A 12,555-nucleotide genomic window follows, 5' to 3' on the forward strand; every position below is an offset into this window, starting at 1 on the left:
ATTCCAAGGCAACTTTTTGGTCTCGAAAACGGTTCTTTTACTACGGGCAATCAACTTTCAAAACTGCTGATTTTGCCGTAATTTTGCTAAATAATCACGATTTTATCTCGCATGCAACCTTTTGAAGAAACATACACGGACGTACTCGACGACGTAGTCGAAACAGACGTTCATAATCTTGTTGTCTTCAACGATGACGTTAATACGTTCGATCATGTGATTGACACGCTTATCGACGTCTGTGACCACACGCCCGAGCAGGCCGAGCAATGTACGCTGCTCATTCATTACAAAGGCAAATGCACCGTCAAAAATGGCTCCTGGGAAGAACTTGTGCCGATGCGTAACGAAATCTGCCGACGCGGCATCAGCGCAGAAGTGGTTAATTAGTTAAAAATGAAGAGTGAAAGGTGAAGAATGCCCTTAGATTGGTTTTTCACTCATAACTTATAACTTTTCACTGTCTTGGAGTACCCCTCAAAGCTTATAGAAGACGCGGTGAATGAGGTGGCAAAACTGCCGGGGATTGGAAAAAAAACCGCCCTGCGCTTGGTGCTGCACCTGCTAAAACGCGACGAAGAACAAACGGAAACGCTGGCTCAGAGCTTAGTGGCAATGCGTATGAAAGTAAAGCATTGCCAGAAATGCCATAACCTCTCCGACCACGACCTGTGTAGCATCTGTGCCAGTACCAAACGAGACCAATCGCTGATTTGCATAGTTGAAGACACCCGCGACGTGCTGGCAATTGAAAACACGGCGCAGTATAAAGGACTGTACCACGTTCTGGGTGGGATTATCTCCCCGGTTGAAGGCATTGGGCCAAGCGACCTCCAAATCGACTCGCTGATGGACCGGCTGCGCGGCCCCGAACGTGAACAGGTGCGCGAGATTATTCTGGCAATCAGTCCCACGATGGAAGGCGACACTACCGCCTTTTACCTGCAAAAGAAACTGAAGCCGTTCAGCCTTAAAATCTCGACTATTGCGCGCGGCATTCCCATTGGGGGCGACCTCGAATACGCCGATGAGGTAACGCTGGGCCGCAGCATCCTGAGCCGCATTGCCTACGAATGACGTACTTACCCCACCCCAACCCCTCCCCGTTAGGGAGGGGCCAAAACCATCTGGCGGCAAAGCCCCTCCCTAACGGGGAGGGGTTGGGGTGGGGTAAGTACGTTGGAGTAAAATCAATTCCCTGTAAATCCTGTCAAAACAACTTTCTTTGCGCTTGCTCAAACATCTGGCCTGCTGGCCCGTTCGTTCAGTAAGCGCATTTTTTGTTTCCCTGTAAAACTAACATCTGCATGAATCGCTCCGAGTTTTTAAAGCTGGCTTTTGGCGCATCGGCGGGCCTGATCGCCACCCGTTCATTTGGCGGCTTTGAGCCAACCCAGGCCGAAGGACCGTTTACGCTGGCACCGCTTCCCTACGACGCCGGTGCGCTCGAACCACACATCGACAAACGGACGATGGAAATTCACCACGGCAAACACCACAAGGCTTATGTCGATAACCTCAATAAAGCCGTAGCAATGCCCGAAAACGCGGCTATGGCAAAGATGAGCATCGACGCGCTGGTGAAAGGCATCGACGCTAAAACCCCGGCGGCTGTGCGCAACAATGCGGGCGGGCACTGGAATCACACGTTCTTCTGGAACATAATGGGGCCAAACGCGGGCGGAACGCCCAAAGGTGCGCTGGCCGATGCCATCAACAAAAAATTTGGGTCGTTCGATAACTTCAAAACGGAATGGGGCAAGGCTGCTACGGCTCGCTTTGGTTCGGGCTGGGTGTGGCTCATTAAAACCAGCGATGGCGTAGACATCACCACAACGCCAAATCAGGACAATCCGCTGATGGGCGTAGCCGAGAAAAAAGGCACCCCGATTATGGGTCTCGACGTGTGGGAACATGCTTACTATCTTAACTACCAGAACCGCCGTCCCGACTACGTAGCAGCCGCCTGGAACGTGTTCGACTGGAATAAGATCGGAAAGAATTTTGGGTAAACCGTAGAGACGCGACCCCTCGCGTCTCAGCCACCGGATGGTTTTTTGCTAACCGCATGGCAATGGCCGATGCGAAGTAGACGCGGAAATGGCTGACGCGAAGGAGACGCGATGGGTTGCGTCTCTACATTTCGTATTTTTGCGAAAACGATTAGTCTATGCAACCACAGGAGTTATACGACGAAATTCCGTCCTTAGATCTGGCCGATTTCACGTCGGGTACACCCGAACAAAAAGCAAAATTTGTACAGGATTTAGGACGGGCCTTCAACCAGATTGGCTTCGTTGCCATCAAAAATCATGGCCTGACCGACGCGCTCACCAAACGGCTTTACGATTCGGCCCAGGCATTTTTCCAGTCGCCCGACGAACTCAAACAGAAGTATGAGCATCCCGACCTGAACGGGCAGCGCGGCTATATCGGCAAAGGCAAAGAAACCGCCAAAGGGTTTAAAGTGGCCGATTTGAAAGAGTTCTACCATATTGGCCAGCCCAATCCAGTAGGCGATATGCCCGCCAATGTATTCCCCGAAGAACATCCCGACTTTAAAGACGCTACGCTCGAAGCGTATCAGACGCTCGAAAATGCCGGTAAACAACTGCTCCGGGCCATTGCGCTCTATTTAGAACTGCCTGAAAACTACTTCGACGATAAGGTAAGCAACGGCGACAGCATTCTGCGGGCACTGCACTACTTTCCCCTCGACCCCAACACCACGCCCGATGGGGCCGTTCGGGCCGCTGCACACGGCGATATTAATTTGATTACGCTATTGATGGGAGCTTCTGCCGACGGGCTGGAAGTACTCCGGCGCGATGGTAAATGGATTGGCATTACGGCCCTGCCCGATCAGGTCATCGTGAACGTAGGCGACATGCTCGACCGGCTGACCAACCACAAGCTGAAATCAACGATTCACCAGGTAGTGAACCCGCCCCGTGAGAAGATGAATCAGTCGCGCTATTCGATTCCGTTTTTTATGCACCCCCGCGCCGACATGGACCTAACGAGTCTTAACAGTTGTATTGATGCCGAACATCCCAAACTGTACGTCGACATGACGGCGGGCGAATTTTTAGACGAACGCCTGCGCGAACTGGGACTGAAGAAATAGTGATGAGTGATGAACGATGAGTGATGAACATTGCTATCAAGTCAGTCACTCATCGTTCATCACTCATCGTTCATCACTAAAAAAGATGCTCCCTAACCTCTCTACGATCAGGCCCGTTCGGAAAATTCGGTACATCATCTTTTTAAAAGATGTGCTGATTCTGGCGTTGACTACGTTTGGAGGGCCGCAGGTGCATCTGGCTATGTTTTACGACCGTTTTGTACGGTTACGCGGCTACCTGACCGAAGCCGAACTGATGGAGCTGAACGCGCTCTGTCAGGTGCTGCCGGGACCCACGTCGACCCAAACCATTACGGCCCTCGGCTTCAAAATTGGCGGTCCCAATCTGGCTTACCTGACCCTGCTCATCTGGGTGCTGCCCGCCGTGTCGATCATGACGGCGGCTGGTATGGGGGTGTATTATTTAGAACAAAATTACCTCTCGCTGCGCTTCGCCCGGTATATTCAGCCAATGGCCGTAGGCTTTCTGGTGGTGTCGGGCTATCGTATTGGTAAAATGGTGATACAGAGTCAGATAAGTCTGACTTTAGCCATTATGGCGGCTGTTGCTGCGTATATCTTTCGGTCGCCGGTGATGACGCCCATTGTGATTGTGGTAGGTGGTCTGACTACGGCACTGACCTACCAGAAACAGGAGCGTATGACGAAAGAGCCGCTACAAGTGCAGTGGGCTAACTTTTTTTTATGGCTCGGTGTGTTGCTGGCCGCTGCCGGGCTGGGGGCCGTTACGCAACTGCTGCCGGTGCGGCTGTTCGAGAACTTTTACCGTAACGGTAGTCTCGTTTTTGGGGGCGGGCAGGTATTGACGCCCATGCTTTATAACGAGTTCGTAGCGTTCAAACATTACCTGACCCGCGAGGAGTTTCTGTCGGGGCTGGGGTTAGTGCAGGCATTGCCGGGACCTGTATTTTCCTTCGCGTCGTATATTGGTGCGTTATCGATGCGCGATGCCGGTATGAATGGGCAGTTCTGGGGGAGTTTCGTTTCGACTGCCGGAATTTTTCTGCCTGGTACGTTTCTCATCTTCTTCGTCTATCGGTTCTGGGCGCAACTCAAACGTTACCGGGTGGTGCGGGCCTCACTCGATGGCATTAACGCAGCCAGTACGGGCCTGACAGCCGCAGCCGCCGTGGCTCTGTTCGAACCGATGGCCCCGCATTGGCCGTCGGTTGTGGTGGTACTGCTGACGATGGCCGCGCTGCTCTATACCCGCATTCCGCCCTTTGTGCTTATTCTGGCGGGTTTGCTGGCCGGGGTGTTTTTGTAATACCTCACCCCAACCCCTCTCGTTAAAACAAGGAGAGGGGTTGGGTGAGGTGCTAAAGTGGGGTAAAATCAGCCGCTTGCCTAACGTCTGTCAGGGCTAAATGGGAACCATGAGCGCAACTTGCCGGAAACTTTTACGGCTATGCCCACAACGTCGGTCACGCAAACGCAATGCTACCACTGCGGCAGCGAATGCGCTCAACACGACCTGCTGTTCGATCAGAAACATTTCTGCTGCAATGGTTGTCGCACCGTTTACGAAGTGCTGAACGCCAACCAGCTTTGTCAGTACTACGACCTCAACGAGCGGCCCGGCACGCAAACGCAGCCACTCCCGCAAACGCGGTTCGCCTTTCTGGATCTGCCCGACGTGCAACGGCAGTTGGTTGATTTTCAGAATGAAATCCAGACAACCATCACGTTTTACATCCCAACCATCCACTGCTCGTCGTGTTTGTGGCTACTCGAACACAGTTATCGGCTCAACGCGGGTATTCGGCAGGCACGGGTCGATTTCCTCAAAAAACAGGTGACGCTGACCTTCGAGCAGACCCGGATTTCGCTGCGACAGGTGGTTGAACTGCTGGCGTCGCTGGGCTACGAGCCGCTGATTAGCCTCAGCGACATGGTGAAAGAACAGCAACGGCCCACCTACCGTCCGCTGCTCTATCGGCTTAGCGTGGCTGGGTTCTGCGCGGGCAACATCATGTTGTTCAGCTTTCCCGAATACCTCGGCCTCGATGACCCGGCCTTCAAAATCTGGTTTGGCATCATCAATCTGATGCTGGCTACGCCGGTAGTTTTCTATTCAGGATCGGGCTATTTCATATCCGTATGGCAAAGCCTGCGCAAGGGTATCATTAACATCGACTTTCCAATTTTGCTGGGCATTCTGGTGGCCTACGCACGGGGGACTTACGAAGTGCTGGCGTTGGGCGGAGCGGGTTATTTCGATTCGCTTAGCGGCCTGATTTTCTTTTTGTTATGCGGCAAATGGTTTCAGCAGCGCACCTACGATTTCCTGTCTTTCGAGCGCGATTACAAAGCCTACTTCCCCCTAACGGCGTCACAATTAACAGTGAACAGTGAAAAATTAAAAGTGAAAAATGACCTGAACGCGCTTGCTACCGACGGCTCATTTTTCACTAATCACTTTTCACTTTTAACTGAAACCCCTGTTCCCGTTGCCGAACTCCGCAAAGGCGACCGGATTCGGGTGCGGCACGGCGAACTGATTCCGGCAGATGGGCTGCTGTACCAGGGTGTGGGCCTGATCGATTATTCGTTCGTGACGGGCGAATCGGTGCCGGAGCGTAAGGAGCCGGGTGCACTGCTCTACGCGGGCGGGCGTCAGATGGGCGAAGCCATTGACCTTGAACTAGTGCGCGAAACCTCACAAAGCTACCTGACTCAACTCTGGAACAACGACGCCTTCCGCAAGAGCGACACAGGCCGCTTTACCACCTTTGCCGACTACGTAGGTCGCTATTTCACGCTGACCGTACTGACGCTGGCAACACTCACGGGCTCATACTGGTACGCGCTGCGGGGCGATGCCCACACGGCAGTCAATGCCTTTACCGCTGTGCTGATTGTAGCTTGCCCGTGCGTATTGTCGCTGGCCTATCCGGTAGCGTTGGGGCATGGGCTACGGCTGCTGGGAAAACGACGTTTTTACCTCAAGAATGCCGATGTGATCGAGCAAATGGCGGCCTGCGATACGGTCGTGTTCGATAAAACCGGCACACTGACAGAGGTGAACGATAAGGCAGTAGCGGGCGTTACCGAAGATTTTTCGCCAGCGTTGACGGACCTGGAGCGGGCAATGGTGCAGGCTGTGGTGCGGCAGTCAGCGCATCCGCTAAGTCGACGGTTGACGAGGCATCTGAGCGGTGCCAGCCCGTTGCCTGTAGAAGGGTTTACCGAAGTGCCCGGACAGGGCGTTCAGGCGTTGGTCGATGGCTGGGTGGTGAAAGTAGGCCGGGCTGCGTTTGTAGGCGCGTTGGCGTTGCCAGCGAAAACCGAACCCGGCACAACCGTACACATCAGCATAGAAGGCAACTACCGGGGCTGCTTCCGGCTGGCAAACGGCTACCGGCCCGGTATCGAGACCATGCTCGATACTTTATGCCAGACCCACCGGCTATACCTGCTTTCGGGCGATACCGACGCTACTCGCCCGCACCTGCTACGGTGGTTCCGGCCCAACCGAATGGGGTTCGGATGCAGCCCTCAGCAGAAACTCGATACTGTGCGCCAGTTGCAGGCCGAAGGGCGTCGGGTGCTGATGATTGGCGACGGGCTAAACGACGCGGGTGCTCTTAAACAAGCCGACGTGGGTTTCGCCGTTACCGACGATACCATCCAGTTTACGCCCGCCAGTGATGGTATTCTGGCGGGCGAATCGCTGCGCGAACTACCTCGATTTCTGCGGTTTAGCCGGTTTGCGATGGGCCTGATTCGGTTCAGTTTCGGCATATCGTTACTCTACAATTTTGCCGGCCTGAGTTATGCACTCACGGGGCAGTTATCGCCCATTGTGGCGGCCATTCTGATGCCGCTTAGTTCTACTACGATGGTAGTGATTGCCACAATCGGGACGCGGGCGTGGTGGCGGATACGGGCGTAAAAACAGAAATAAGCCTATGCAACCCAAATTAGATCAGCAACGTATTCGGTTCTGGCAACGCTGGGCCGTTCACTGCGCCCTCGGCGAAGTGTTGGGCATTGGCACGGCGGGAGCCATTGCCTATGCTGTGAATCAGGCTATTGGCGAGCCGGAGCAATTAGGCGATAAGTTCACTGTGCTGGGGTGTATGCTGCTGGCGGGGGCTATCGAAGGGTCTGTGCTGGGTTGGTTGCAATGGCGGGTGCTGCGCGAACGGATTCCACAGTTGACGGCTACCGAATGGGTTGGCCTTACGGTTGCCATCGCCGTGCTGGGGTGGTTTCTGGGGATGTTACCCTCGCTGTTTTTCATTGACGCTACCCCGTCGAATCAACCCGCTGAAACGGCTATTGATCTGGAAAGTCCGCTTATGTTCGCAGCGTTAAGTATTGGAACGGGCCTGTTATTAGGAGCTTTATTCGGACTTTTTCAGTGGATTTCGCTCCGAAAATACGTCCGGCAATCGGGTATGTGGATACTGGCAAACGCGCTTGGCTGGGGGCTGGGCCTGGGCTGGATTTACGTAGCGGCATCGCTGCCCACTGCCCAAACGCCATTTGCGCTAACGGTTGTTTGTGGCGCAGTGGGAGGGATTTTGGCCGGGCTGTCAGTTGGAATCGTAACGGGCTGGTTTCTTCTTCGGCTTCTTTGGTGAAGCAACACGCCGATTAAATAAAACGTGATCCTGCGGGGCCTGTCATAAACTGATAACAGTCGTCGCGTACCTGATCGAAAATAAAACCGAGCGACGCGAACGCGTTGGGCAGAGCCTCATACTTCGCAAATCGCACACTGTAGCAGGGGCAAAGCAGGTTAGCTGATTCACAGGCATTTTCGTGGCATAAGTGGGTCGCCCGCAGGTACTCGACGTGTTGCCTGAGCGCGTTCAATCGGTTTGCCAAAGCGGTCGCTTTTGGGATTATGGCTGCGCTATCGGGTTGCGTTTGTACATCGATCAGCAGACTTATCAATTGATCGATTTCCTCGATGGTATGATCGAGTTTGAGGCTCCACGCGAAATTCTGGGTCAGGCAGGTTAAACGACCTGGCCGGGCGGGCGTAGCAGAAACAGACATACTAAGACAGGGTTTATATTGAATAGATACGTAAAAGTCGACTACTTCGAGTTAGTGATTTATGACATTTGTTACTATAGTGACTGACTTTGGGCAGGTCGTTCTTTAAGCCGCACAAACTGTTCAAATCCGAACACCGATTGTCCGCTTTCGTACAGAAAAAAGAATAGTACTTTCTTGAAATTACCTGTTAATCAGATAGTTAAAAACTTGGCACGTCGTTTGGCACAGGGTAGTTGAACAGTAAACAACAAAAACTACCAAAGCCATGATTACTACATTTGTTCAGGTTAGCCTGATAGCCGGTGTCAAAAACCTGATGGGTGCGTTACTTTTCAGCACCACTTTCTTCGCCAATCCAGACGCGCCCACCAAACCGACCTCGTTCGACGCCAGTGTTTATGTTACAAAGGCTGGCAAGGTCAGGTTGTCGGTTGCAAAAGTTAAGCCCACCACCGTAACGGTTCTGCTGCTCGATGAAAAGCAGCATGTGATTCATACGACAACGATTCCCAAAAAACAGATGAAAGCGGGTGTTCTGTTCGATATGAGCGAAGTGGTCGACGGCGAGTACACGCTCGAACTTCGTTCGGACGACGGGCTGCTGTTAAAGCAAATCAATCTGGCTACGCCCGTGCGAGATCGCGTCATTGCCCTGCTTTGAGGGTAAAAGTTGGTTCATCAATAGGTTAAGAAAATGAGGAAAGCCAATCCGTGCTGCGGATTGGCTTTTTTGTTTCCTGTCTGCTCTTCAACCTGATTTCTATCACCTTGCCCGTTGACGTATCTCATCGGTTACGCGCCTGCTACTCCGCACTTTTGAGGCATCAAACACCACCGGGTATGTCGGTTATCTTCTTTATGATTGGTATTAGTCTGCTGATGGCCCTGGGGTTTCTGGGGGCATTCATCTGGTCGATGCGCACAGGCCAGCAGGACGACCTCTATACGCCCTCGCTCCGTATGCTGCTCGACGATACCGTGCCCGAAGAGCCTGTCAATCAATTATCTATGGAACCAAAAAATACCTCTGCCAACACCTTATGAACGTTACATCGAACCAACCAACCGTTATAATCTCCGCCGACCGGTCCGCGATTGGTCAGCCCCCGCCGGGGTCGCGGCCCGTGGCCGAACGCTTTGCCTACGACAATCGTATTGTCCGTGATTTCGGCGTGGCTACCGTTATCTGGGGCATTATCGGTATGCTCGTAGGCGTTATTGCGGCCACACAGTTGTTCCACACGGGAGCTAACCTCGGCAATCAGTACACCACCTTCGGGCGCATCCGACCGCTGCATACCAACGCCGTAATTTTCGCGTTTGTGGGCAACGCCATCTTTATGGGCGTGTACTACTCGCTGCAACGGCTTTGCAAGGCCCGCATGTTCAGCGATTTGCTCAGCAAAATTCACTTCTGGGGCTGGCAGCTCATTATTTTGTCGGCGGTGGCAACCTTGCCGCTGGGGATTACTACCTCCAAAGAATACGCCGAACTCGAGTGGCCCATCGACATTGCCATCACGCTCATCTGGGTGGTATTTGGCGTCAATATGTTCGGCACCATCATCAAACGGCGCGAACGGCACCTGTACGTAGCCATCTGGTTTTACATCGCTACGTTCGTGACGGTGGCCGTGCTGCACATCGTCAACTCGATGGAAATGCCGGTCAGTTTCCTGAAAAGTTACTCGCTCTATGCCGGGGTGCAGGACGCGCTCGTGCAGTGGTGGTACGGGCATAATGCCGTAGCTTTTTTCCTGACAACGCCCTACCTCGGCATGATGTACTACTTCCTGCCCAAGATGGCGAACCGTCCCGTGTATTCGTATAAACTGTCGATTCTGCACTTCTGGGCCTTGATTTTCATCTACATCTGGGCCGGGCCGCACCACCTGCTGTATAGCTCGCTACCCGACTGGGCGCAGTCGCTGGGCGTCGTGTTTTCGGTAATGCTCATTGCACCCTCGTGGGGCGGCATGATTAACGGCCTGCTAACCCTGCGCGGAGCCTGGGACAAGGTTCGTGAAGACGCTATTCTGAAGTTCATGGTCGTGGGGCTGACCGCCTACGGCATGGCGACTTTCGAGGGGCCGCTGCTCTCGCTCAAGAACGTAAACGCCATTGCCCACTTCACCGACTGGGTGGTGGCACACGTACACGTGGGTGCGCTCGGCTGGAACGGCTTCCTCACGTTCGCTATGCTGTACTGGCTCATTCCGCGCCTGTATCATACGCCGTTGTTCTCGAACAAGCTGATGAACACGCACTTCTGGCTCGGCACGCTCGGCATTCTGTTCTATGCCATTCCGATGTACATTTCGGGCTTCACGCAGGGCATGATGTGGAAAGAGTTTACGCCCGAGGGCGTGATGAAGTACCCCAATTTCCTCGAAACCACCATCCGGCTGCTGCCCATGCACCAGATGCGGGCTATTGGCGGAACCATTTACCTGATTGGTGCCATTCTGATGGCCTACAACCTGTTTAAGACAATGGCGAAGGGGTCGCTCACGGCCAACGAACCCGCCGAAGCCCCGGCCTTAGCCAAAGCGTATACGCCCACCGGCCAGGATACCTACTGGCACCGCTGGCTCGAACGCAAGCCGATGCCGCTGCTGGTTGGCTCATTAGTTGTAATTCTGATCGGTTCGCTTATCGAGTTGGTGCCGACGTTTATGGTTCGCAACAACGTACCGACCATTCCGGCAGTGCAACCTTACACCGCGCTTGAGTTGCAGGGTCGCGACCTCTACATCCGCGAAGGCTGCGTGGGTTGCCACAGTCAGTTGGTGCGACCGTTCCGCTCCGAAACCGAACGCTATGGCGACTACTCGAAAGCAGGCGAGTACGTATACGACCACCCCTTTCTGTGGGGCAGCAAGCGCACCGGTCCCGACCTACAGAGACAAGGCGGCAAATATCCCGATTCCTGGCATTACCACCACATGCGCGACCCACAGTCGATGTCGCCCGGCTCGATTATGCCTGCCTACCCGTGGCTGCTGACTCAGCAACTCGACGTATCAAACACGGCAGCCAAGATGCAGGCGTTGCAGAAAGTAGGCGTTCCCTATGCCGATGCCGACGTGCTCTATGCCAACGACGACCTGAAAAAACAAGCCGACGCCGTAGCGACCCGACTCGCCGAAGATGGTATCAAGGTGAAATCGGACCGCGAAATAGTAGCCCTGATCGCCTACCTCCAGCGACTCGGCACAGACATTAAGAAAATGGAAACCGTAAATCAGTGAAAAATTAAAAGTTAAAAGTGATAAATGTCTGATGGATAATCTGTCTTATCATTTTTCACTTTTAACTCTTCACTTTTAACTTTTCCCCATGTTCAAGCAATTTATCTCTGCCATTCCGGGTGCCGATGTGTACATGGTTGGCTCGTTTCTGACCTTTCTGATTTTCTTCGTGCTGGTAGGGCTGTATCTGCTGCTGGCCGATAAAGAACACCTCCGGCATATTAGTCAACTACCGCTCGATGATACGTCTGTCTAATCAGCTACCCACCTTTATGAACAAACTTCTTGTAATCGCACCCGACTCGATCTGGAGCCTGAAATCGGGTGAGGAACTGCTCTGGCTGATGATGCTGATGCTGGTCGGCATCGGTATGCTGATTATTCTCGGCGTTACGGCGTATCTGGCGTTCGTGCTGAAGCAGGCCCTCTACCCCGATACCCAATCCGACGCGCCTAAGCTGACGTTCTGGCAACGATTTACGGGGTTGAAGCCTCTTAGCGAGGAGAAAAATCTCGCCATGGAACACGCCTACGACGGTATAGTCGAACTCAATAACCCAACGCCCCCGTGGTTTATGTATCTGTTCTACGGCACCATCGGGTTTGGGGTTATCTACCTGTTTTTGTTTCACGTTGTGAGCGTGGGCAAACTGCAAACGGAAGAATATACGCAGGAAGTGGCCGTAGCCGAAGAAAAGCGGGCCGCTTACATCAAGCTCGTGGCGGGTAAAATCAACGAAAATACCGCCACCCGCCTGACCGATGCCAAAGCCCTCGCCGATGGGCAGACGCTGTACACCCAATATTGCGTAGCCTGTCACGGAGCCGCCGGGCAGGGGGGCGTTGGTCCCAACCTGACCGATGATTACTGGCTGCACGGCGGGTCGGTGAAAGCTATTTTCCACACCATTACGGAGGGCGTTCCCGAAAAAGGGATGCTACCGTGGAAGAAACAACTCAACCCGTTGCAGGTGCAGCAGGTCACGAGTTTTATTCTGTCACTCCAGGGTACTAATCCGCCCGGTGCCAAACCCCCGCAGGGCGATAAAGTCGCGCCTGAAACCGAGAAAGTAGCGTTGCGGTAAATACGTAAATAGTTGTTACACAGAGATGCACAGAGGAAAGTGAGTTACGCGGAGATTT

Annotated in this window: 13 protein-coding genes; 12 read left to right on the forward strand and 1 reads right to left on the reverse strand. The window is 53.5% G+C overall.

All coding sequences use genetic code 11. The annotated features are described in order from the left end of the window. The first annotated feature begins 111 nt into the window (after nucleotides 1-111). The 7 genes from AWR27_RS05950 to AWR27_RS05980 all read left to right on the forward strand — a co-directional run bounded on the left by AWR27_RS05950 (nucleotide 112) and on the right by AWR27_RS05980 (nucleotide 7,737). Nucleotides 112-390 carry an ATP-dependent Clp protease adaptor ClpS gene (locus AWR27_RS05950; protein WP_077130345.1) on the forward strand — a complete coding sequence of 93 codons (279 nt, stop codon included), beginning with the start codon at nucleotides 112-114 and terminating at the stop codon, nucleotides 388-390. A gap of 75 nt (nucleotides 391-465) precedes the next feature. After that, complete coding sequence (recR, locus tag AWR27_RS05955) at nucleotides 466-1,077, forward strand: recombination mediator RecR (RefSeq protein WP_077130346.1); 612 nt, start codon at nucleotides 466-468, stop codon at nucleotides 1,075-1,077. A gap of 230 nt (nucleotides 1,078-1,307) precedes the next feature. Next, on the forward strand, nucleotides 1,308-2,012 hold the full coding sequence (locus AWR27_RS05960; protein WP_077130347.1) for a superoxide dismutase: 705 nt from the start codon (nucleotides 1,308-1,310) through the stop codon (nucleotides 2,010-2,012). Between the two features lie 158 nt (nucleotides 2,013-2,170). Beyond that, the gene (locus AWR27_RS05965; RefSeq protein ID WP_077130348.1) at nucleotides 2,171-3,127 is read left to right on the forward strand and encodes an isopenicillin N synthase family dioxygenase; all 957 of its coding nucleotides are present in this window, start codon (nucleotides 2,171-2,173) and stop codon (nucleotides 3,125-3,127) included. Between the two features lie 85 nt (nucleotides 3,128-3,212). Then, nucleotides 3,213-4,415: a chromate efflux transporter gene (chrA, locus tag AWR27_RS05970; protein WP_077130349.1), complete on the forward strand. Its 1,203-nt coding sequence runs from the start codon at nucleotides 3,213-3,215 to the stop codon at nucleotides 4,413-4,415. 141 nt (nucleotides 4,416-4,556) lie between these two features. Further along, nucleotides 4,557-7,043, forward strand: coding sequence for a heavy metal translocating P-type ATPase (locus tag AWR27_RS05975; protein ID WP_077130350.1), 2,487 nt, complete (start codon nucleotides 4,557-4,559; stop codon nucleotides 7,041-7,043). Nucleotides 7,044-7,059: 16 nt separating this feature from the next. Continuing rightward, the gene (locus AWR27_RS05980; protein ID WP_077130351.1) at nucleotides 7,060-7,737 is read left to right on the forward strand and encodes a hypothetical protein; all 678 of its coding nucleotides are present in this window, start codon (nucleotides 7,060-7,062) and stop codon (nucleotides 7,735-7,737) included. Nucleotides 7,738-7,750: 13 nt separating this feature from the next. Here AWR27_RS05980 and AWR27_RS05985 read toward each other — a convergent pair whose 3' ends face one another. Continuing rightward, a complete protein-coding gene (locus tag AWR27_RS05985) occupies nucleotides 7,751-8,158 on the reverse strand; it encodes a hypothetical protein (RefSeq protein WP_077130352.1) in 408 nt (135 codons plus the stop codon). A 268-nt stretch (nucleotides 8,159-8,426) separates the two neighbouring features. On the opposite strand from AWR27_RS05985, the gene AWR27_RS05990 reads away from it, so the two are divergent. The 5 genes from AWR27_RS05990 (at nucleotide 8,427) to AWR27_RS06005 (ending at nucleotide 12,497) form a co-directional block, all read left to right on the forward strand. Next, the gene (locus tag AWR27_RS05990) at nucleotides 8,427-8,822 is read left to right on the forward strand and encodes a hypothetical protein (RefSeq protein ID WP_077130353.1); all 396 of its coding nucleotides are present in this window, start codon (nucleotides 8,427-8,429) and stop codon (nucleotides 8,820-8,822) included. 179 nt (nucleotides 8,823-9,001) lie between these two features. Then, nucleotides 9,002-9,205, forward strand: coding sequence for a cbb3-type cytochrome oxidase assembly protein CcoS (ccoS, locus tag AWR27_RS05995; protein WP_077130354.1), 204 nt, complete (start codon nucleotides 9,002-9,004; stop codon nucleotides 9,203-9,205). Beyond that, nucleotides 9,202-11,412, forward strand: a complete 2,211-nt coding sequence (ccoN, locus tag AWR27_RS06000; RefSeq protein ID WP_077130355.1) for a cytochrome-c oxidase, cbb3-type subunit I — start codon at nucleotides 9,202-9,204, stop codon at nucleotides 11,410-11,412. Before ccoS ends, ccoN begins: the two co-directional genes overlap by 4 nt. Before the next feature lie 88 nt (nucleotides 11,413-11,500). After that, nucleotides 11,501-11,668, forward strand: a complete 168-nt coding sequence (locus AWR27_RS25475) for a hypothetical protein (protein ID WP_198045098.1) — start codon at nucleotides 11,501-11,503, stop codon at nucleotides 11,666-11,668. Nucleotides 11,669-11,684: 16 nt separating this feature from the next. Further along, nucleotides 11,685-12,497: a cbb3-type cytochrome c oxidase N-terminal domain-containing protein gene (locus AWR27_RS06005; protein WP_077130356.1), complete on the forward strand. Its 813-nt coding sequence runs from the start codon at nucleotides 11,685-11,687 to the stop codon at nucleotides 12,495-12,497. The last annotated feature ends 58 nt before the right edge of the window (nucleotides 12,498-12,555 follow it).

The organism is Spirosoma montaniterrae (assembly GCF_001988955.1).
GTDB lineage: Bacteria > Bacteroidota > Bacteroidia > Cytophagales > Spirosomataceae > Spirosoma > Spirosoma montaniterrae.

What these genes read in the sequence shown, in the direction of transcription:
- AWR27_RS05950 (WP_077130345.1), top strand. Translation starts at nt 112, where the DNA reads ATGCAACCTTTTGAAGAAACATACACGGACGTACTCGACGACGTAGTC.
- AWR27_RS05960 (WP_077130347.1), top strand. Translation starts at nt 1,308, where the DNA reads ATGAATCGCTCCGAGTTTTTAAAGCTGGCTTTTGGCGCATCGGCGGGC.
- AWR27_RS05965 (WP_077130348.1), top strand. Translation starts at nt 2,171, where the DNA reads ATGCAACCACAGGAGTTATACGACGAAATTCCGTCCTTAGATCTGGCC.
- chrA (WP_077130349.1), top strand. Translation starts at nt 3,213, where the DNA reads ATGCTCCCTAACCTCTCTACGATCAGGCCCGTTCGGAAAATTCGGTAC.
- AWR27_RS05975 (WP_077130350.1), top strand. Translation starts at nt 4,557, where the DNA reads ATGCCCACAACGTCGGTCACGCAAACGCAATGCTACCACTGCGGCAGC.
- AWR27_RS05980 (WP_077130351.1), top strand. Translation starts at nt 7,060, where the DNA reads ATGCAACCCAAATTAGATCAGCAACGTATTCGGTTCTGGCAACGCTGG.
- AWR27_RS05985 (WP_077130352.1), bottom strand. Translation starts at nt 8,158, where the DNA reads ATGTCTGTTTCTGCTACGCCCGCCCGGCCAGGTCGTTTAACCTGCCTG.
- AWR27_RS05990 (WP_077130353.1), top strand. Translation starts at nt 8,427, where the DNA reads ATGATTACTACATTTGTTCAGGTTAGCCTGATAGCCGGTGTCAAAAAC.
- ccoS (WP_077130354.1), top strand. Translation starts at nt 9,002, where the DNA reads ATGTCGGTTATCTTCTTTATGATTGGTATTAGTCTGCTGATGGCCCTG.
- ccoN (WP_077130355.1), top strand. Translation starts at nt 9,202, where the DNA reads ATGAACGTTACATCGAACCAACCAACCGTTATAATCTCCGCCGACCGG.
- AWR27_RS25475 (WP_198045098.1), top strand. Translation starts at nt 11,501, where the DNA reads ATGTTCAAGCAATTTATCTCTGCCATTCCGGGTGCCGATGTGTACATG.
- AWR27_RS06005 (WP_077130356.1), top strand. Translation starts at nt 11,685, where the DNA reads ATGAACAAACTTCTTGTAATCGCACCCGACTCGATCTGGAGCCTGAAA.